Here is a 20,844-nt window from a genome sequence, read left to right as displayed (position 1 = left end):
GATCAACGATGAAAAAATTAATCCCCGCTATTTTATCACTCAGTGCAATCGCAACAACTTCGGTCATGGCAGAAGATAAAACATCTGGTGATGTCGACTTCTACCTCGGTGCTAAAACAGGTTATATTTATACTGCTTTTGATGAACTGGATCCTAAAGTGCCTGCAACTTTTCTTGTGGGCATCCAAAAAAGTGGCTTTGGTCTAGAATTTGAAGGTACTTTTGTCGACATGGATGAAAACAGTGTTGATTTGGAATATGAATCTTATGCTATCTACGGCACTTACCGCACACCAGGTCAATACTATGCCAAGTTAAGAGCGGGTTATTTAGAAGAAACATTAAAGTCAGATAAAAATAAATGGGAAGATCAGGGATTCTCAGGCGGTATTCTATTTGGTATTGAGCTGAATGATGCGTTCACTATTGAAGCAGGCTATACCGTCATCCAAGCTGATTTGAAATACTTCACTTTAGGCGGTAACGTTCACTTCTAACACAGAGGGATAGTCATTGCAGCGCTATCCCTTTGACGAAAATTAATCATGAATCAATGCTAATAATTACGCTTTAACCGTTTTCAATTTATTTGCTTCTTTCGCTAATACTACACTTTATCTACAGGCTTAGTGAAGAATGCAATCACAGTTACAGCAACTAATAGTGCCGAAAAAGCAACATAAGTATTGTTAGTTGTACCTGTAAGCATAGTTAAAAAACCACCGAAAAAACCCGATACACCCCATGCAGAATAAAGAATACCGAAGTTAGTACCATAATTTTTTAGCCCGTAGTTATCAGCAGTCATTGGGGGAAATACACTGAATAGTGCACCGTATGACATAGCCCCAATCGCAATCCCAACCATCAGTGGTATTTGAGCTGTAATTGTAGTGAAAAATACCATATTACCCGCTTGAAGCATAAATATTAAAGCAAGTGTATTAACACGACCAATTCGATCAGAAACCAAACCACCAACAACACGACCTCCCGTGTTAAAGATAGCAAGTAAAACAACACCGAATGCAATTTGATCTGGTGTTAAACCTATTGATGAACTGATACTACCAACAGAACCAATAAGCATAATACCAGCGGCAGATGACACCATAAACATTATCCATAATTGGTAGAATTGAGGTGTTTCCAGCATTTGTTGCCAGCTAAGGTTGATATGATCACTTGATATCCCTGCATTAGCCTCTAATGATTCAGCACTGTAATCAGTAGGGGGATCCGCAAGCTGGGACGCTAATGGAATAATAGTTAATACACCAGCACCTAATATCTTAAATGTGTCGTAGATACCATAATGTTCAATTAAGGTTGTAGATAATGGCGCGAGATATACAGCAGCCATTGCAAAACCGCCCGCAGTTAAGCCACTGACTAGGCCTTTTTTATTTGTTGGCCACCATTTCATCGCACTTGGACTAATGCATGCGTATGCGAACCCCATTCCTGCACCAACAATGCCACCAAAGGTAAATTTAAGTTCAGCTAACGTCGTTGTATAACCAGAGGCAATAAGTCCAAGACCAACAAGAGACACACCAAACATGGTTACTTTTTTAGGGCCAGTCTTGTCTTGCAATATACCTGCAAGCAGTAAACAAGTAGCAAATGTGAAAACAGAGATTTTGTACGGGGATTCGATATCGGTTGCATCCAGATTTAACGCTTCAGCTAGAGGTTCACTAAAAACACCCCACGCATAGAGAATACCGATTGTTAAGTTTATGCCTATGCCTGTTAATAAGATTTGCAGTGGTTTATTAGTCATTTTGTACTCAAGATCAAGCCGATGGAAGAAATTTACACGTGTTGTGATCTAGGTACAACTTTTAATTAAAAATATACCTTGTTTAATATGGTTTTTTTTAATCATAAATGCTATTTAGTTGGCATTTTCATGTGAATCGTCTTTTCATAGGAAAAGACGCTATAAATTTATTTCGGTCTACGAGGAATTTAAGATCAAAAAAGGGATAGTCAATTACTTGAACTATCCCTCTAAAACAAATTATTAAACGCTAATTATTAAGCTTTAGCTGTTTTTAATTTGTTTGCTTCTTTCGCTAAAACAGCTGCTTTATCAACAGGCTTAGTGAAGAATGCGATTACAGTAACTGCAACTAATAATGCTGCGAAAGCAAAATAAGTATTGTTAGTAGAACCAGCAACAGTTGCTAAGAAACCACCGAAGAAACCAGATACACCCCATGAAGAATAAAGGATACCGAAGTTAGTGCCGTAAGTTTTTAGACCGTAGTTATCAGCAGTAATCGTTGGGAATACACTTAGTAGTGCACCGTATGACATAGCACCAATTGCAATTGCTACCATAAGAGGTATTTGCGTTGTAATTGTAGTGAAGAATGCCATGTTAGCCGCTTGCAGTAAGAATACTAATGCAAGTGTGTTAATACGACCAATCTTGTCAGAAACTAAACCACCAACAACACGACCACCCGTATTGAAGATAGCAAGTAATACAACACTGAATGCAATTTGCTCTGATGTTAGGCCAATTGATTTACTGATGTTACCAATACTACCGATAAGCATGATACCTGCAGCAGCTGAAACCATGAACATTACCCATAACTGGTAAAATTGACGTGTTTTCAGCATTTGTTGCCAAGTAAGGTTGATGTCATCGCTTGACGCTGTCGCTTTCGCTTCAGATGGGTCAGCAACATAACCAGCAGGTGGAGCAACAAGCAGTGATGCTAATGGGATAGCAATTACTAGTAGGCCAGCACCTAAGATTTTGAATGTATCGTAGATACCGTAGTTTTCAATAAGGCTTGTAGATAATGGTGCTAGGTATACAGATGCAAGTCCGAAACCACCAGCAGTTAGACCACTTACTAAACCTTTTTTACCTTTAGGCCACCATTTCATAGCACTTGGGCTAATACATGCGTATGAGAAACCGATACCGGCACCAACAATACCACCGAAGGTAAATTCAAGTTCTACTAAAGTCGTAGTGTAACCTGAAGCAATAAGACCAATACCAACTAGAGTAACACCAAGCATAGCCACTTTTTGTGGACCAATCTTGTCTTGTAAGATACCAGCAATAAGTAAACAAGTAGCAAATGTGAAAACAGCGATTTTGTATGGTGCTTTTACATCAGTAGCATCTACATTTAACGCTTCTGCTAGAGGTACAGTGAAAACACCCCACGCGTATAAGATACCGATTGTTAAGTTTATGCCTATACCAGCTAATAGGATTTGAAGTGGTTTATTACTCATTTTTGCCTCAAAGTTACAAAGATTGCGGCAATTTACACGTTTTGTGATCTAGGTACAACTTTTAATTTAAAATATTGCATTTTTGTTGATATAAAACATAAACAGAACGAGGTGTCACAAGTTAAATAAATCACAATAGGTGTTATTTACAGCTAAACAAACCAAAAGTAACCAGATAGGCAATACTTTAATAACATCAGATCTTTAGCTTTCATAATACTCACTCTATTTATGCACATCCAACCATCATATAAACAACTCTGTAACGTCTTCTGCACTGCGAATAATAGACCTATCGGTATAGTACTTTTATTCATGAACCAAGGGCTTCAGTGCCATTTCATATTCCAGAAACAAAAATGAGTGCCGAAGCACTCATTTCATCATGACCAACTCTAATCACATTTTAATGATTAAAGTACGGCTGCAATCGCTTTACATAAAGGCTGCATGTTCGTTTTAGTCATACCAGCAACACTGATACGGCCTGAACCAACGATATAAACAGCATGCTCATCTTTTAATGTAGCAACCTGTTCTTTCGTTAAACCAGAGAATGAGAACATACCGTTTTGACGTGCGATAAAGCTGTAATCGCCAGTAACACCCATTTCAGCTAATGTCGCAACAAATAGTTCGCGCATTTCATGAATACGAACACGCATTACAGCAACTTCTTCAACCCACTGTTGACGTAATTCTTCATTATCAAGAATAATCGCAACAACTGCCGCACCATGTGCAGGTGGATTAGAGTAGTTTGCACGAATACCTGATTTAATTTGACTGAATGCCGCAGTAGCAACATCTTGATCTTTAGCAACCAGTGTTAAACCACCAACACGTTCATTATATAAACCAAAGTTTTTAGAGAATGAGTTTGCAACTAACAGTTCTTCACAATGTTTTGCGAATACGCGTAGGCCTGCAGCATCTTCTTCAACGCCTGTTGCAAAACCTTGGTATGCAAAATCAAACAAAGGAAGTAATTTTTTGTTCGCACACAGTTGTGCAAGTGTAGTCCACTGCTCAAGTGTTGGATCAATACCAGTTGGGTTATGGCAGCAACCATGGAAAAGAACAACATCACCCGCTTCAGCTTCAGCCAAAGAAGCCAGCATAGCGTTGAAATCTAAACCGCGTGTTTCTGCATCATAATAAGCATACTGTTTTACTTCTAGACCAGCGGTATTGAATACATTACCGTGATTCGCCCATGTTGGGTTACTTACCCAAATACGATCACTTGTTAAATGGCTTTTGATAAAATCGGCAGCTGTACGTAGTGCACCAGTACCACCCGGTGCTTGTGCTGTGATTGCGCGCTGTGATGTTACAACTTCGCTATCTGCACCAAATAATAGTTTTTGTACTGCAGACGCATATGCTTTATGGCCTTCAATACTCAAGTAACTTTTACTTTTTTCTTCATTAATTAGCTTTTGTTCTGCTAATTTAACTGATTTTAGGATAGGTGTTTGACCTGTTTCATCTTTATAAATGCCTACGCCTAAATTGATTTTTTCAGTGCGTGGATCTTTAGCAAATGCTTCAGTTAAACCTAAGATTGGATCTGCTGCTGCTGTAACGATTTTCTCAAACATGGTATTCCCTATCTGTTTGTAATTAAACTACGTATTAAACCTAACATTTCACTTATTTATACCATCACAATCCCTAAATTAATAGCAATGTGACGAAAAAATAGCTGAGATATAAAAAATAATTAGGCAGACAAATTGTCATTAATTATAAAATAAAAAAAGGAGCCTTTCGGCTCCTTCGTCATTCAAAAAATCTTGTATCATTTAACCGATACTTACAAAGCAATTACATTGCTTTGAAGATTTCTTCTACGCTTTCTTTAGCATCGCCAAATAGCATCGTTGTATTTTCTTTGAAGAATAATGGGTTTTGAACACCAGCATAACCAGTCGCCATACTACGTTTGAATACAACAACGTTCGTTGCATTCCATACTTCTAGTACAGGCATACCTGAGATTGGCGAGTTTTCTTCTTTCGCTGCAGGGTTAACCGTATCATTCGCACCGATTACAAGTACAGTATCAGTTTCGTTGAAATCATCGTTGATTTCATCCATTTCTAATACGATATCGTAAGGTACTTTTGCTTCAGCAAGTAATACGTTCATGTGACCTGGTAAACGACCCGCTACAGGGTGAATACCAAAACGAACATCAACACCTGCTTCACGTAATTTCTTCGTGATTGCAAATACAGGATACTGTGCTTGAGCAACAGCCATACCATAACCAGGAGTGATGATTACACGTTTAGAACCCATTAGCATTTCAGCAACTTCAGCTGCAGATGTTTCAACGTGAACACCTTGCTCTTCATCACCTGTTGGTGCTGCAACATCGTTACCGAAGCCGCCAGCAATAACAGAGATAAACGAACGGTTCATCGCTTTACACATTACATAACTTAAGATTGCACCAGAAGAACCAACTAACGCACCCGTTACGATTAACAGATCATTACCTAAGATAAGACCTGTAGCCGCACCAGCCCAACCAGAATAAGAGTTAAGCATAGATACAACAACTGGCATATCTGCGCCACCAATTGATAGTACTAAATGCGCACCAAATACGATTGCGATAAGGCTCATTAATACTAACGCAGTTGTGTTGCCTTCAAAGCCAGCACCAACAAACGAGAATAATAGGTAAACAGTAGCAAGTAAGGCAACTAAGTTCATTTTATGGCGGTGTGGTAACATTAACGCGCTCGATTTAACTCGACCGTTTAATTTACCCCAAGCGATTAATGAACCAACAAATGTAACGATACCGATGAATACACCCAGGAAGATCAACGTTAAGTGAATACTTAACATTACTGGTTCTGTAATACCGTGTTCGATATAACTGTTATAACCGATAAATACTGCTGCTAAACCACCGAAGCTGTTTAGGATCGCAACCATTTCTGGCATTTCAGTCATTTCAACTTTGTTTGCCCAGCGTACACCAAATGCACCACCAGCAAGCATAGCCGCAATGATATAACCGATATTTGTCACGTCGCTACTAAATAGTGTAGCAACAACCGCTACCACCATACCTAGAATACCAACGTAAATACCTTTCTGTGCTGTGTCTTGCTTTGATAGTGCAGCAAGAGCAAGTACGAAAAGTACGGCAGCAGCGATATAAGCCGCTTCTAAAATACCTTTACCGTTTGTTGCCACTGCGACTTCTTTTACAGCTTCAACAACGACAGGCGCTTGTTCTACTACTGCTGTTTGTGCCACTAACGCTGCTTGTGTTGCTGCGTCTACTGCCGCTTGCGCTGCATCGATAGCAGTTTGAGCAGCTTCAATTGATTCTTGAGACATTATAAAAATCCTTATTTACGGAACATTTTCAGCATACGCTCAGTAACGGCAAAACCACCGGCGATGTTGATAGTGGCAATAAATGTGCCTAGGAATGCGAGTAAGGTAACGAGACCACTCTCTGCACCCATTTGGAAGAAAGCACCAAGGATAACAATACCTGAAATAGCATTAGTTACACTCATCAGCGGCGTATGTAGTGACGCTGCAACATCCCAAATCAGGTAATAACCAATCACACAAGCCAGTGCGAATACCATTAAGTGATTTAAGAATTCAGCAGGTACATAACTTGCTAATGCTGAATATGCCCAGATACCGCCACCCGCTAATAGCGCTTTGTAGATACCTGTTTTTTTCTTCTCAGGCTTAGCTGGCGCTTCTTTCACTTCTTCTGCTTTAGCTGCTTGTGGCGCTGCTGAAACTTGAATAGGTGGCGCAGGCCAAGTGATTTCACCTTCTTTAACAACTGTCACACCACGTTGAACAACATCATCAAAATTGATCGTTATTTCGCCGTCTTTTTCTGGTGTTAATAGTTTAAGTAGGTTAACTAAGTTCGTACCGTAAAGTTGAGATGCTTGTGCAGGTAAACGACGAGCCATTTCGTTGTAACCGATAACTTTAACGCCACCGTCAGTCGTAATAACTTTATCAACAACACTTGGTTCAACGTTACCGCCATTCACAGCCGCTAAATCGACAATAACACTACCCGCTTTCATCGCATCAACCATTTCTTGGCTGATTAGACGTGGCGCAGGACGACCTGGAATTAATGCAGTGGTAATAACGATGTCAGCATCAGCAACTTGGTCTGCAAGCATTTTCTGCTCGTGAACCTTATAGTCGTCACTCATTACTTTAGCGTAACCATCACCAGAACCAGCAGACTCTTTAAAATCTACTTCTAAGAACTCAGCACCCATACTGGTAATTTGTTCTTTTACTTCTGGACGCGTATCGTAAGCACGTACAATCGCGCCTAGGCTACCCGCGGCACCAACAGCAGCAAGACCAGCAACACCAGCACCAATAATCAGTACTTTTGCAGGTGGCACTTTACCAGCGGCAGTGATCTGACCCGTAAAGAAACGGCCAAACTCATTTGCAGATTCAATAACCGCACGGTAACCGGCGATATTAGCCATTGAGCTTAATGCATCAAGTGACTGTGAGCGTGAAATACGTGGCACAGAGTCCATTGCTAAAACGTTAATTTCACGTTTTGCAAGCTTCTCTAAAAGTGCTTCATTTTGGGCTGGCCAAATAAAGCTGATTAATGAAGTGCCTTTTTGTAAAAGCTTAATTTCTTTGTCATTTGCTGGCGCATTTACTTTAAGTACAATGTCAGAAGCCCAAACTTGTTTGGCATCTTCTGATATCGTCGCACCCGCTGCTTCAAAAGTAGCGTCACTGAAACTTGCTAATTGACCTGCATTGCTTTCAACCAATACAGAAAAGCCTAGTTTCTGTAACTGCTCAACCGTTGCTGGCGTTGCAGCAACTCGAGTTTCACCTTTGAGGCTCTCTCTTGGTATACCTATTTGCATCATCTGTTCCTGTCTGTTTCAACATCAAAGATAAAATACTACGTTCCATGTGTATCCCATATAGCATGAGGTACGGAGAAGCATCAGTACAAAATATCGTATTTAACCCATTCATAATAAAAATGAAGTGAGTCATTTGTCACTAACGATTGTTCACAAAAATGTGACTTAACGCAACAACAATTTATCCTAACTTACCTCATTTTAATTGGAAATTAGAATCTAAAATAAGGATTTTGCATAAAATAAATAATTATCTATCTCGGATTAAAGCATCTTTGAAGTAGGATTGACAAGATTAAATTGGTTTAATCTTCAATGATTTACATCACCAAGGCGGGAGCATTTCGATTGAAACTAGAAAACATATCAAAGTGTCATAATATTTCAAATATGGCACCATGAATTAAATAGGCATAAGTAGTGACTTTTTATTATAAAGTGTAATTATTTTACTTATTATCATTTTCTTTTGTGATTTATGGCTATTTTTACAGCAATAGAGGTTAAGTTTTACTACCCTAAAAATAAGGATTCCACAATTAAAACACCTGTTTAATGTTGATTAATCAGGTAAGGCTATCAGATTGAATGGTTTTGTTTATCAAACGGGCTTAAATTTAGACGCTGACGTTAGACATTATCTACACCATTAGCGTGATATTAGCCGCTCCTTTTAACTGATTATCCTTAAATAGGAGTAATGAGTGGATATTACTGTTTTCGTTCGCCACCGAAAATAATTCCATTTGATGATGAGATGATTCTATGTTCATACGTAAAAATCCATTGTGAATATGCCATTCACCATGAAATTGACTGCTGAACAATAATGGGCATAAAACAGCATCGCGCGACTGTAAACAATCTAATCTAGCAGCTTGCCCACGATACGTGGTTTCTAACCAGTGTGAATTAGCAACTTCTGGATAATCAAAATCACGTTTACCCGACTCCCACAAAATATATTCACCCGAAGTACGGATAAAACGAGCCTCCTCATCTGATATATCAAGTACTGACTCCGGTTCTAATTCACCTTGAGTTTCGTATTGGTACAACAATATTAACTTATCAACTTCAGTTATCTTACCAAGCATACGTGACACTCTTCTGTGTGGGGTATAATTTAACGGTAGCCAAGATAAATAAAAATGCATGAATAAATGGGCAGATGTATGATATCAATACAAGCGCTTACAAAAAATCCAACACAGATCGCACTAAGTAATGCCAATATACCCGGTTTTTGCAGTTGCGATGCTATCAATATACAGTAGTCGTTAAGGCGCAATACTCAGTAATATTAATAAATAAACATATCGAGATGATATAAAGAGGTAAGGATACAATGGATACACACGTATTGGTGGTCGAAGACCAACAGGATATCGCTAATTTAATTCGTATCAACCTTGAGATGATCGGAAACAAAGTCACGTGTTGCCACAACGCTAAAGATGCATTTCAGCAATTAAGCGATAACACGTTCCAACTTATCTTATTAGATCTAAACCTACCTGATATGGATGGGTTAGACATTTGCAAAAAAATAAGAACAACCGATGCTATCGTACCCATTATGATGTTAACCGCTCGAACAGAAGAGCTCGATCGTGTTCAAGGGCTAGAAGCCGGTGCCGATGATTATCTTGCTAAACCATTTAGTGTGTTAGAGCTACAAGCGCGAGTAAAAGCCCTACTACGCCGTAGTAATGTTCAAGCAGCGAGTACCGCAATACCAGAGAAAATTAAGATTGCCGACTTAGTCATTGATCAAGCGACGCACAGTGTGCACCGTAATAAAGAGTTAATCACATTAACCAGTACGGAATTTTCTTTATTAGTGTTCTTAGCTAAATCGCCAGGTCGTGTATATAGCAGAGAACAATTACTTGCTGAAGTGTGGGACTATCACAACGATTGCTATGAGCATACCGTTAACTCGCATATGAATAGATTACGAAACAAAATAGAGCCAAATCCAGCGCAACCAACTTACATTAAAACCGTGTGGGGCGTTGGTTATAAACTGGAGGTCAGCGATGTCACATAGGTCGTTATTAGGGCAAATTACATTCCCGTTGATTATTTTGTTTGTCATCATGGCAACGGGCTTGTTTATTATTTATTGTGAAATTACCGATAAAAACTCAGCCCGTGTAGAACAAACATTACATACCAATTTAGCCCAACAAATCATCCAATATTCAGATGGTTTACAACAGGGAGAGATCAGTAAAACAGCGCTGAAGCCCGCCTTTCATAGTTTGATGTTATTGGGGCCAAGTTATGAGATATACATTACTGATAATCAAGGTAATTTATTAGTTTATGCCGCTGAACCAAGTAAAATAAAGCGTAATACGATTAATATAAAACCACTAGACAACTTTATTGAAGGGGCTAGCTACCCTATTTATGCAGACAATCCACGAAGCAAAAATCAACAAAAGCTCTTTTCGACAGCGCCTATCTTTAAAGATAACCAACAAATCGGTTATGTCTTTGTCATCCTAGGGGGTGATAAGTACGATAATATTGTCAGAAACTTAGCATTAGACAGTGATCTATATAAAATACTCGCTGCACTCATCATCTTTTTTGCACTTGCGTTAGCTGTATTAGTGTTTATTTTTGCTCGCATAGTTCGACCAGTGAGCCAGCTTGATAAAGATATGACAAACTTTATTAACAGTGATTTTTCAACCGTATCGAAATTAGCGCCACGTCAATATGCGGCCAATGAAATCATCAACTTGCACAACAATTTTTCATCATTGGAAAATAAGATCCATAAACAATTAACTCAGATAAAATCGACCGAACAACTGCGTCGAGAAATGCTGTCACATATATCGCACGATTTAAAAACACCACTTGCATCATTGAAAGGTTATTTAGAAACATGGTTATTACAATATCCAGAAGCAGCAGGTAGTGACTTCATCCAAGTCGCACAAAAGAATGCCAACCAATTACAGCGTCTTGTCGAGCAGATCATTGAACTTGCGCAATTAGACAGTAATACCGTTAGCTTATATCAAGAACCTGTTGCTGTTGCTGAACTCGCACAAGATGTATTAAGCAAATTCCAACTCCAAGCAGAACAAAAAAATATCACCTTGTCTGTTGAGCCAAAAGATCCAAGCTTACAAGCCATTGCTGATATAGCTAAATTGGAGCGTGTACTAACCAATCTTGTAGATAATGCGCTAAGGCATTGTCAATCTGGTGACAGTATTAAAATCCATCTGCAACCTAAGGATAACCAGCTTATTATAAGCATTGCCGATTCAGGTGTTGGGATCCCCAAAGAAGATGTAGACCGTATTTTTGATGCGCATTTTAGAGCTAAAAACACGGTAAATGGGCAACAAGGTAATTCAGGATTAGGACTCGCAATCGTGTCTAAGTTACTGTCGCTACATCATGCTAAGATCTCAGTGTCTAGCGTGCTAAGTCAAGGAACCACCTTTAGCTTTAGCCTACCAACAAGTGCAAGCATCTAAATTTTACTGCAGTCTAGTCTTTATTAGCTAAGCTGCAGCCTTTATTTTAAATAACCTCGATACTTCCAATCTGTATATGATTTTATTGACACTCGATCATGATTTTATATAAATTTCACAACTTCGCATTATCTTTTATACCAAGTACAAAAATAGTAACTAATCTTATATAAGCCATAGCGTTACGACTAAAGTAACGCTTAATCGACTCGTTTAGGATGGATCTATATGCGAATATTTAAACTCTCTCACACCGTAATATTAATCACGCTTGTCACAGGCTGTGCTAGCTTTGAAAAAAAATCATCGGCTGACGCAGTGCCACAGCAAGTTCAAATAAGTGACACAAAACTCAGTGAACGAGTCGATAATGCGGCATCACAAGTTGAGCAACATTACGTAAAAGCGCAAAATGAGAACTACTCGTTCTACGCACCAAGCACTTGGCAATCAACTCAAAAAGACATCGTCAGTATGCGTAAACTTGTTAATGAGTTTGACCCAAATAATCAAGGGTTCTTTGGCGGTCCATCTGAGCGTGAAGTATTAGCAAGTATCTCTGAGGTCGGTAATGCGCTAACTCAAGCACAAAATACAAAAGATCAAGTCACCACATTTTTAGCCAAACAGTTAGCTGATATCGAATACCTCACGCCGAAAATTGATAAAGTACGACAAAGAGAATTTGCCACAATTAACAAAAAACTAAACCAACTCATTAGTATGATTGAAAAAGAGTACACGCTGTCACGCCAAGAAGCTTATCGCGACAAGTTACAAAAACGAATTCACACACTTGAAATTGATATAGTAACTGCAGATTATTACTCTCCCCTTGAAGAGAAATTTAACCAGTTAAATCAACAAGTCATTCCACAAAGTTACAATAGTGTATTACAAGAACTCAAGCAGCTTGATCATACGATCACAACTGAACCTCGTAATCAAAACGCTTTAGAGGGTGCGGCCAATGTAGTCGACAAAAATATTCAAAGTGCAGTGCATGTCACGACAGATGTTAATTGGATCAATTCGTTAAATAAAAAACAACGTGAACAGATTGTTCTAAATTACCGTTCTACATTAGAAGATTTAGGGCTTAAATTTCTCGACCAAGACCTTTCGAACCTGTCATATAAAGCACAAGTCAAAACGTTTGAAGTTGCACTTTCAGCTAAGTTAGCCGAGTTTGAAGTAAAAGATACTGACGTCACCACTGAAAAAGTCGAGCTTGTGGAAAGTAAACCTAAAAACAATATTACTGAGATTGAAGCGGTGAAAACAGATACAGTTGAAGTTGCTACTATTGAGGCAAGCACAGTCGAAAACAATCCTGTTAAAAATGCTTCGACGACAACCAATATTGCCAATGCTTCATCTGAAGCTGTATTAGTTGAAACAACACAAGTGACTACAAGCACCACAGTAAATAATCAATAGTGCTACAAAATCAACCTTCTATCAATCAGCCCTACCTCAGTAAAAATGAGTTAGGGCTTAATCGCTTTAAACACGTCAGGTAATATAACAAGATACTCCCCCCCCAACGCTTTTTCCTACCGTTAATTCGATTATTACCTGTCATTACTCAAATATATGCTCAAGAATAGAGTAATCAAGGTCACTATTCATAGAGGTAAAACTAGACTCTAGTGTCAACTCGCGATATTTTAAGTAGGTTAATGAATAATGATATAACCTTATATAAAAAGGAATAATATGAGTCTTGAAGTTCGTGATCTGTCTATTTTATTAATAGAGCCGTCTAGTACACAACGTAAATTTATTAGAACACAATTGCAGGACGCCGGTGTTGATAACATCGAATGTGTCGTTTCTATAGAGCAAGCAAAACAAAGTCTAACAGGGTTTATTCCTGATTTAATTATCAGTGCAATGTATTTTGAAGATGGTTCAGGGGCTGAATTTGCTGAATTCGTTAAATCAAATGTCCTCACTGAAAATATTGCCTTTATACTAATTTCAAGTGAGCAACGTTTTGCCGTTTTAGATCAAGTAAAACAGGCTGGCGCTATCGCTATTTTACCAAAACCATTCAAATTTGTTGATTTACAGCGCGCACTTAATGCCACACTAAGCTATATCGAAGAAGATGAAATTGAATTAGATTTATATGACGTTACCGCGTTAAAAGTACTGGTTGTCGATGATAGTCTAACAGCAAGAAAACATATCTGTCGCGTACTGAGCAGCATGGGAATTGTAGGTATTACTGCCGCTGAAAATGGCGTGGAAGCATTAGAATACTTAGCACAAAACACATTTGATTTGATTGTCACCGACTACAACATGCCAGAAATGGATGGTAAGGAATTAATTGAAAAGATCAGGATGAATCCTGAATTATCTTATCTACCAATTATGATGGTGACATCTGAAGAAGGTAGCGCGCAGTTATCTGCAGTAAAACAAGCTGGTGTATCTGCACTTTGCGATAAACCTTTCGATATTGATACCGTTAGAATGCTTGTGCAGCAACTCTTAAATGAGCAATAGCAGTACATATATACATAAAAGGGACCACCTGATGATCCCTCTTCCGCTATCGTTCCAGATTAAATCGCCGTTTTAATGCCTTTCAACTGTTGAAATGAACTTGCTTTCGCATCTTTTAAAAATTCAACCATATAAGGCATTTCCAGTTGTTCAACCCGAATGGCCGCATACAGGGTTGTCCAACAGCTTTCTTCACCCAGCGGTTTCGCTAAAATATAATCTTTTTCTAAATATTCGGTTAACGCCCAGTTAGGTAATGCCGCAACACCACGCCCGCTGGCCACCAGCTGTAGCATCATAATCGTTAATTCAGCATGACGAATTGCATTGGGTGACACGCCCGCAGGGTCTAAAAATAAATTAAAGATATCCAGTCGTTCTTGCTCAACAGGGTATGTAATTAAAGTTTCAGTGATTAAGTCTTCAGGATCGATATAAGCCTTATCAGCAAGCGTATGATGACGACTCACAGCAAGCATTGGTTGATAGCTAAACAAGGGCTCATAATGAATACCTGAGAGTATTTGCGGGTCTGACGTCACCACTAGATCTAAATCACCTCTCTTCAAGGCCGGTAACGGGGCAAAACTGAAGCCAGAGCTCAAATCTAGCTCGACCTCTGGCCATTGGTCACGAAAGACATCAATCGCAGGCATAAGCCACTGGAAGCAGCTGTGGCATTCAATCGCCATATGTAAGCGCCCTGCATTACCGGATAACAAGCGGTTAATATCACGCTCTGTATTAGTAAACATAGGTAAGACAGATTTTGCGAGTTTAAGTACCCTTTCCCCCGCAACAGTAAAGCGTAACGGTCTTGTTTTACGAATAAACAACGCCGTATTTAAACGATCTTCAAGATCTTTTATTTGATGCGACAGTGCCGATTGCGTCATATAAAGACTTTCAGATGCTTCGACTAATGAGCCTGTTTTTTCTAATGCAATGATTGTTTTCAAATGCTTAACTTCGAGCATCGTTAATTCCCTTTTAAACGGATGACTAAATTCAGCATAATCGTAACTTCAATTTTTTTCAACTTAATCAATAAAAATATGAATTTGATTCATGTGAAATAATATTCAATACTTTAGCCATCTAAACGGCTTTACGTATCTATAACCCAGAGCATAAAGCAGTACATAAAACGAATACATCTAAGCAAATGGAGTTACAGATGGCTAAATCACATATATTAGGTTTCCCACGTATTGGTGCAGACCGTGAGTTAAAAAAAGCAATTGAGTCATATTGGAAAAATGACATCACTAAAGTTGAGTTAGAAGCCGTTGGCAAACAACTGCGCGCTAAACATTGGCAACAACAAATCGACGCTGGCTTAGACTTCATCACTGTCGGTGACTTTGCTTGGTACGATCAAGTATTAGCATTATCAGCAACCTTAGGTGTGATTCCAGCGCGTCACCAAGAAGATAACATCACGCTTGATACCTTATTCAATATGGCGCGTGGCTCTAGTCCATGCTGTGGTCAACAAGCTGCTGCATGTGAAATGACAAAATGGTTTGATACCAACTATCACTATCTTGTACCTGAACTAAACGAAGACCAAAGATTCGCGTTAAGTTACAACCAATTGATTGAAGAAATTCAAGAAGCAAAAGCACTTGGTTTCCCAATCAAAGCAAGTCTATTAGGTCCTGTCAGTTATTTATCACTAAGCAAAACTAACAGTGATTTTGATAAACTTACATTGCTACCACAACTGATTGAAACTTATCAGCAATTACTTGCTAACATCGCAGCGGAAGGTGTTGAATGGTTACAAATTGAAGAACCAATTTTAGTTCAAGACCTAACAACTGAATGGAAGCATGCATTCAAAACAAGTTATGCTGAATTAGCAAAAGGAAACAACAAACTATTACTCACTAGTTACTTTGGTGCACTAGGTGATAATACTGAACTCACATTCTCATTACCCGTTGATGGTTTCCACATTGATTTATCTCGTGCTCCAGAGCAATTAGACACAGCCTTAGTATTACTGCCTGAAACAGCGATCTTATCTGCGGGTATTGTTAACGGTCGTAATATTTGGCGTAACGATCTTGCTCAATCAATCTCTTCACTACAAGCAGCCAAAGCACAATTAGGTGAACGTCTATGGGTTGCATCGTCATGTTCATTACAGCATAGCCCTGTTGATCTTGATAACGAAACTAAGCTCGATACTGAACTTAAATCATGGTTAGCATATGCAACACAGAAACTAACAGAAGTAAGCACAATTAGCGCTATCTTAAATGGCAATCAAACGGCACAATTAAACGCCCAAGTCGAGTTATCAACGGCTGTTGTTACTTCTCGTGCTACATCGGCCCGAATTCATAACACCGCAGTACAGCAACGTGTCGCCGCGATAACAGACCAAGATGCACAACGTCATAGCCAATTTACACAGCGCATTGCGAGTCAGCAAAAAGAACTTAATCTACCCCTGTTCCCAACAACAACCATTGGCTCATTCCCACAGACCAGTGATATTCGTCAAACACGTAATCAGTTTAAACAAAACGTAATAGATCAAGACGAATACATTACGAAGATGCAAGCAGAGATCAAGGATGTTGTCGAACGCCAAGAAGCGCTGGGCCTTGATGTACTCGTACATGGTGAACCAGAACGTAATGACATGGTTGAATACTTTGGTGAATTACTCGATGGCTTTGCTTTCTCTAAAAATGGTTGGGTACAAAGTTATGGTACGCGTTGCGTTAAACCACCTATCATCTTTGGTGATATCTCTCGCCCAGCACCGATGACGGTTGCTTGGAGTCAATATGCACAAGCTCAAACAAGCAAACTAATGAAAGGGATGTTAACCGGCCCAGTCACTATCTTATGTTGGTCGTTTACTCGTGATGATATTAGCCGCGAAGAACAAACCAACCAAATTGCATTGGCAATCCGTGATGAAGTGGTTGATTTAGAGAAGGCTGGAATTAAAGTTATTCAGATTGACGAGCCAGCACTGCGTGAAGGGTTGCCACTACGTGGCAGCGAGCAGCAAGCGTATTTAGATTGGTCAACAAAAGCCTTTCGTATCAGTGCATCAGGCGTGAGAGACAACACGCAGATCCATACGCACATGTGTTACTGCGAGTTTAACGAAATTATGCCGTCAATTGCCGCATTAGATGCCGATGTGATCACGATTGAAACATCACGATCTAATATGGAATTATTATCAGCCTTTACTGATTTCAGTTACCCAAATGACATTGGCCCTGGTGTATATGATATTCATTCACCAAACGTACCAAGTGTTGAATGGATGACGCAGTTAATCACAAATGCCAGTGAATACATTGACGTTGCACGTTTATGGGTTAATCCAGATTGCGGTCTTAAAACTCGTGGTTGGAAAGAAACGGAAGAAGCATTGAAAAACATGGTCACCGCAGCACATAACTTACGAGACACATTCTCGAATTAAGCTTTATTTGATGCCGTGCTAAAATCATCTGATACAAAAAGGAGAGCAAGCGCTCTCCTTTCTTTTATCTCTATATTTCAAGTCAATTCGTATTAACGAAAAGAATTAGTAATCAACAGCTGCACGTTGGCTCGTAATACTTTTCATCATAGGTAACACAGCTTGGTGTGCTGGATGATCTTGATATACATCTAGCGTTTCACGAGAATCCAAATCTGCGACTAATACTAAGTCGTAAGAACCTGCACCTTGTAAACAATCAATACCCACTTCCAAATGTTGTAATCCAGGGATCTGACCATTCAGCGCTTCAAGAGCCTCTTTTGCTAATTTAGCATTTGTGCTTTTATCATTACCATTGACAGTGTCGTGTAGAGTCCACATAACAATATGTTTGAACGCCATGATTGTTCCATCCTTTTTAACAAACGAATAATTCACCCAACTGACTTGGGAATTGAAGAAGCGAGAGTATAGCTTTAAACGTCACATTTAACTGGATGAATATCAATAATTCACAAATTTGTCATGTAAGCATCATAAATATGCACCACATATACCCTATATTTATTTAAACAAACACGCATAAACTAATTTAAGAAGCCATTAAAATGAAAAGAACACTGATAAGCTCAATGCTTGGCCTTGCTTTCACAACAGTCGTGAGTGGTTGTACTGCAAAACCAAATGACGCAGTTGCCAATTTTCAGCAAGATGAATCACCACTAACTGTCACCATGCTTGCACGCTATGAATCTGGTCAATATGGTGTCAGTGCTGCTGAGATCTTAGATTATCATACTCAAAGTCAGTCTATTTTTGTTGTTAACGCCAAAAGTGGTCAAGTGGACATCCTTGATGCCAGTATTATCAGCGTAATTAACAATGCTTCACCATCTAAAATTGACCCGCTAACGTTAAATAATTTAGCTAAAAAAGCCACCTTAAATCTAGCGTCAGACTTAGGACTAAGTCGCCTAGGTTCAGTAAACAGCATCGCAATTTTTGATGATTTACTCGCAGTTGCCATTGAACGAGGTGATAAACAGGGTAACCCAGTACAAGATCGAGGATTTATTGGCTTTTATAAACTCGATAATGCAGGTAAAACAACATATTTAAACGCGGTCGAAGTTGGCTACTTACCTGATAACGTCGTCTTTACTCATGATGGCAGTAAAGTCGTTGTGGCGAATGAAGGTGAACCAAATCAAGATTACACCGTTGACCCTGAAGGTTCTGTTTCAATTATTAATATCAATAACAATATGCCGAGCAAAAAAGCAATTAATATCAGCTTTAACGATTTCAATCTTCACTCAACACGTCATCATGAGCTACCTAGCGGCGTCAAGATCAACGGCCCAGCATCTACAGTTAGCCAAGACCTTGAACCTGAATATATCGCGATATCTCACAACAACGCACAAGCATTTGTATCTTTACAAGAAAATAATGCGATTGCAGTGATTGATTTAAACTCACAACGTGTTGAACGTATCGTAGATTTAGGCAGCAAAGATTACGGTCTAAATAGAAATGCCATTGATACGAGTGATAAAGATGGCAAAGTAAATATTCAAACATACCCAGGCGTATACGGACTTTATCAACCTGACACGATAGCCAGCTACAGTATTGATGGCGCTGATTTCATCGTGACAGCAAATGAAGGTGATGCGAGAGATTACGCAGGTTTCTCTGAAGAAACACGCGCGGGAAAATTGACCCTAGATAAAAATCATCCTCAATTTGATGCTATTCAAGATAAAAAACAATTAGGCCGATTAAAAGTAACAACCAGTATGGGTGATACGGATAATGACGGCGATATAGATAAGATATACAGCTACGGTTCTCGCTCTTTTTCTATTTGGAATGCACAAGGAAAGCAAGTATTTGATAGTGGTAAAGATTTTGAACGCATTACCGCAGATCGTCTGGGTATTAACTTTAATAATCATAATACTAAAAATAAAGGCGACACGCGTAGTGATGATAAAGGTGCAGAACCAGAGGCGCTAGCACTAGGTACTATTAATGATCGTCAATACGCCTTTATTGGTCTAGAGCGTACATCAGGTTTCATGATTTATGACATAACTGAACCACAACACGCCTACTTCATCGATTATATTGTGAATCGCGATTTTACAGCTAAGTTTGAAATCGAGGATGGCGTAATAACAAAAGGAAATCTAAATACAGTAGGCGACCTTGGCCCCGAAGGGATGAAGTTTATAGCTGCAAACAAGAGCCCTAATGGTAAACCACTCTTGTTAGTTGCTAATGAAGTAAGTGGTACAGCCGTTGTATATCAACTACAACAATAGTTATGCGTTGCCTAATATAAAGCAATAAACAACAACCAATTAGCTTATTTAAATGCATTACCTACGGTGATGCATTTTTATTTAAAATTTGTCATTTTTTTACGTCCTCTGGAATGTGATTTCTAAATAAAACCAATATGATTAACTCAGTTGAAACAAACCTTAACCTAAAATACTTTCACTAGGAGTGATAACAATGGCTAACTTACTAAACCAAGTAGAAACTATCTACAATGTCGCAAAAGAAACAGCAAAAACATCTATCACTGCAGGTTTTGGTGTTTACGGCACAATCGTTGATGAAGCAACAAAGTCATCAGATAAAGCAACTCAACTATTTGAATCTCTAGTTGAACGTGGCGCACAAGTTGAACCTCAAGTAAAAGAGCAGGTTTCTTCACTTTTCAGCAAAAAAATCTCTTTAGATTCAATCGAAACTAAAGCTCAAAGCATCACTGGCCGCTTTACTGGTGTTCAAGGTCAAAAATTGAATGAAGTAGAAAGCAAAATCGACCTACTTGCTCAAATGATCAGCGAATTAAAAACAGAACCAGCAAAAGTACAAAAAGTTGTTAAATCAGCAGCAGCAAAAGTTACTGCTGAAGCGTAATCATATAACGATTACATAATACGTGAGGGGGAGGTTTCTCCCCTTTATTTATTCTGCACCCTATTTAATATAGATTACCCTCACACTCATATTTCGCTTATCAATTGATTTCCCCATACTTTTAGCATATTAATAGCCGTTATTACCCCATTATTTTCTTTTAGCTCATGCTCTCGGAATCTGCATTACAATTACCTTTAAACTGTTTGCTATTTGCATTTGC

General features: G+C 38.9%; 16 protein-coding genes. 8 read left to right on the top strand and 8 right to left on the bottom strand.

Features of this window, described 5'->3' with window-relative positions; genetic code table 11:
* Window positions 1–8 precede the first annotated feature (8 nt).
* The gene (locus tag HWV00_RS08270) at window positions 9–497 is read left to right on the top strand and encodes a hypothetical protein (protein ID WP_211685619.1); all 489 of its coding nucleotides are present in this window, start codon (window positions 9–11) and stop codon (window positions 495–497) included.
* 110 nt (window positions 498–607) lie between these two features.
* Here the strand turns inward: HWV00_RS08270 and HWV00_RS08265 are convergent, their stop codons facing one another.
* The 6 genes from HWV00_RS08265 to HWV00_RS08240 all read right to left on the bottom strand — a co-directional run bounded on the left by HWV00_RS08265 (window position 608) and on the right by HWV00_RS08240 (window position 9,289).
* On the bottom strand, window positions 608–1,786 hold the full coding sequence (locus HWV00_RS08265; RefSeq protein ID WP_255554974.1) for an OFA family MFS transporter: 1,179 nt from the start codon (window positions 1,784–1,786) through the stop codon (window positions 608–610).
* 257 nt (window positions 1,787–2,043) lie between these two features.
* Window positions 2,044–3,270: an OFA family MFS transporter gene (locus HWV00_RS08260; protein WP_211685618.1), complete on the bottom strand. Its 1,227-nt coding sequence runs from the start codon at window positions 3,268–3,270 to the stop codon at window positions 2,044–2,046.
* Between the two features lie 413 nt (window positions 3,271–3,683).
* Window positions 3,684–4,874: an amino acid aminotransferase gene (locus tag HWV00_RS08255; protein WP_211685617.1), complete on the bottom strand. Its 1,191-nt coding sequence runs from the start codon at window positions 4,872–4,874 to the stop codon at window positions 3,684–3,686.
* A gap of 226 nt (window positions 4,875–5,100) precedes the next feature.
* Window positions 5,101–6,636, bottom strand: a complete 1,536-nt coding sequence (pntB, locus tag HWV00_RS08250) for a Re/Si-specific NAD(P)(+) transhydrogenase subunit beta (RefSeq protein ID WP_255554973.1) — start codon at window positions 6,634–6,636, stop codon at window positions 5,101–5,103.
* Between the two features lie 11 nt (window positions 6,637–6,647).
* On the bottom strand, window positions 6,648–8,189 hold the full coding sequence (locus HWV00_RS08245; RefSeq protein ID WP_211686440.1) for a Re/Si-specific NAD(P)(+) transhydrogenase subunit alpha: 1,542 nt from the start codon (window positions 8,187–8,189) through the stop codon (window positions 6,648–6,650).
* 644 nt (window positions 8,190–8,833) lie between these two features.
* The gene (locus HWV00_RS08240) at window positions 8,834–9,289 is read right to left on the bottom strand and encodes a hypothetical protein (RefSeq protein WP_211685616.1); all 456 of its coding nucleotides are present in this window, start codon (window positions 9,287–9,289) and stop codon (window positions 8,834–8,836) included.
* Between the two features lie 251 nt (window positions 9,290–9,540).
* Here HWV00_RS08240 and HWV00_RS08235 point away from each other — a divergent pair, with 251 nt between their 5' ends.
* The 4 genes from HWV00_RS08235 to HWV00_RS08220 all read left to right on the top strand — a co-directional run bounded on the left by HWV00_RS08235 (window position 9,541) and on the right by HWV00_RS08220 (window position 14,218).
* Window positions 9,541–10,245: a response regulator transcription factor gene (locus HWV00_RS08235; protein ID WP_211685615.1), complete on the top strand. Its 705-nt coding sequence runs from the start codon at window positions 9,541–9,543 to the stop codon at window positions 10,243–10,245.
* Complete coding sequence (locus tag HWV00_RS08230; RefSeq protein ID WP_255554972.1) at window positions 10,235–11,701, top strand: cell wall metabolism sensor histidine kinase WalK; 1,467 nt, start codon at window positions 10,235–10,237, stop codon at window positions 11,699–11,701. Before HWV00_RS08235 ends, HWV00_RS08230 begins: the two co-directional genes overlap by 11 nt.
* A 228-nt stretch (window positions 11,702–11,929) precedes the next feature.
* Window positions 11,930–13,141 carry a hypothetical protein gene (locus HWV00_RS08225; RefSeq protein WP_211685614.1) on the top strand — a complete coding sequence of 404 codons (1,212 nt, stop codon included), beginning with the start codon at window positions 11,930–11,932 and terminating at the stop codon, window positions 13,139–13,141.
* Window positions 13,142–13,420: 279 nt separating this feature from the next.
* Window positions 13,421–14,218, top strand: coding sequence for a response regulator (locus tag HWV00_RS08220; RefSeq protein WP_211685613.1), 798 nt, complete (start codon window positions 13,421–13,423; stop codon window positions 14,216–14,218).
* Window positions 14,219–14,277: 59 nt separating this feature from the next.
* Here the strand turns inward: HWV00_RS08220 and HWV00_RS08215 are convergent, their stop codons facing one another.
* Window positions 14,278–15,195 carry a LysR family transcriptional regulator gene (locus tag HWV00_RS08215; RefSeq protein ID WP_211685612.1) on the bottom strand — a complete coding sequence of 306 codons (918 nt, stop codon included), beginning with the start codon at window positions 15,193–15,195 and terminating at the stop codon, window positions 14,278–14,280.
* Window positions 15,196–15,395: 200 nt separating this feature from the next.
* On the opposite strand from HWV00_RS08215, the gene metE reads away from it, so the two are divergent.
* On the top strand, window positions 15,396–17,678 hold the full coding sequence (gene metE / locus HWV00_RS08210; RefSeq protein WP_211685611.1) for a 5-methyltetrahydropteroyltriglutamate--homocysteine S-methyltransferase: 2,283 nt from the start codon (window positions 15,396–15,398) through the stop codon (window positions 17,676–17,678).
* 105 nt (window positions 17,679–17,783) lie between these two features.
* Here metE and HWV00_RS08205 read toward each other — a convergent pair whose 3' ends face one another.
* On the bottom strand, window positions 17,784–18,083 hold the full coding sequence (locus HWV00_RS08205; protein ID WP_211685610.1) for a Dabb family protein: 300 nt from the start codon (window positions 18,081–18,083) through the stop codon (window positions 17,784–17,786).
* 206 nt (window positions 18,084–18,289) lie between these two features.
* Between HWV00_RS08205 and HWV00_RS08200 the strand changes: the two genes are divergently transcribed.
* Both HWV00_RS08200 and HWV00_RS08195 read left to right on the top strand, forming a co-directional pair.
* A complete protein-coding gene (locus HWV00_RS08200; protein ID WP_211685609.1) occupies window positions 18,290–20,011 on the top strand; it encodes a choice-of-anchor I family protein in 1,722 nt (573 codons plus the stop codon).
* A 196-nt stretch (window positions 20,012–20,207) separates the two neighbouring features.
* Window positions 20,208–20,621, top strand: a complete 414-nt coding sequence (locus HWV00_RS08195) for a hypothetical protein (protein ID WP_211685608.1) — start codon at window positions 20,208–20,210, stop codon at window positions 20,619–20,621.
* Window positions 20,622–20,844 lie beyond the last annotated feature (223 nt).

It is taken from the genome of Moritella sp. 24 (assembly GCF_018219155.1).
GTDB lineage: Bacteria > Pseudomonadota > Gammaproteobacteria > Enterobacterales > Moritellaceae > Moritella.
This window is presented reverse-complemented; position numbering and strand designations above follow the sequence as displayed.

What these genes read in the sequence shown, in the direction of transcription:
- HWV00_RS08265 (WP_255554974.1), bottom strand. Translation starts at nt 1,786, where the DNA reads ATGACTAATAAACCACTGCAAATCTTATTAACAGGCATAGGCATAAAC.
- metE (WP_211685611.1), top strand. Translation starts at nt 15,396, where the DNA reads ATGGCTAAATCACATATATTAGGTTTCCCACGTATTGGTGCAGACCGT.
- HWV00_RS08240 (WP_211685616.1), bottom strand. Translation starts at nt 9,289, where the DNA reads ATGCTTGGTAAGATAACTGAAGTTGATAAGTTAATATTGTTGTACCAA.
- HWV00_RS08235 (WP_211685615.1), top strand. Translation starts at nt 9,541, where the DNA reads ATGGATACACACGTATTGGTGGTCGAAGACCAACAGGATATCGCTAAT.
- HWV00_RS08260 (WP_211685618.1), bottom strand. Translation starts at nt 3,270, where the DNA reads ATGAGTAATAAACCACTTCAAATCCTATTAGCTGGTATAGGCATAAAC.
- HWV00_RS08215 (WP_211685612.1), bottom strand. Translation starts at nt 15,195, where the DNA reads ATGCTCGAAGTTAAGCATTTGAAAACAATCATTGCATTAGAAAAAACA.
- HWV00_RS08195 (WP_211685608.1), top strand. Translation starts at nt 20,208, where the DNA reads ATGGCTAACTTACTAAACCAAGTAGAAACTATCTACAATGTCGCAAAA.
- HWV00_RS08225 (WP_211685614.1), top strand. Translation starts at nt 11,930, where the DNA reads ATGCGAATATTTAAACTCTCTCACACCGTAATATTAATCACGCTTGTC.
- HWV00_RS08230 (WP_255554972.1), top strand. Translation starts at nt 10,235, where the DNA reads ATGTCACATAGGTCGTTATTAGGGCAAATTACATTCCCGTTGATTATT.
- HWV00_RS08245 (WP_211686440.1), bottom strand. Translation starts at nt 8,189, where the DNA reads ATGCAAATAGGTATACCAAGAGAGAGCCTCAAAGGTGAAACTCGAGTT.
- HWV00_RS08205 (WP_211685610.1), bottom strand. Translation starts at nt 18,083, where the DNA reads ATGGCGTTCAAACATATTGTTATGTGGACTCTACACGACACTGTCAAT.
- HWV00_RS08270 (WP_211685619.1), top strand. Translation starts at nt 9, where the DNA reads ATGAAAAAATTAATCCCCGCTATTTTATCACTCAGTGCAATCGCAACA.
- HWV00_RS08200 (WP_211685609.1), top strand. Translation starts at nt 18,290, where the DNA reads ATGAAAAGAACACTGATAAGCTCAATGCTTGGCCTTGCTTTCACAACA.
- pntB (WP_255554973.1), bottom strand. Translation starts at nt 6,636, where the DNA reads ATGTCTCAAGAATCAATTGAAGCTGCTCAAACTGCTATCGATGCAGCG.
- HWV00_RS08255 (WP_211685617.1), bottom strand. Translation starts at nt 4,874, where the DNA reads ATGTTTGAGAAAATCGTTACAGCAGCAGCAGATCCAATCTTAGGTTTA.
- HWV00_RS08220 (WP_211685613.1), top strand. Translation starts at nt 13,421, where the DNA reads ATGAGTCTTGAAGTTCGTGATCTGTCTATTTTATTAATAGAGCCGTCT.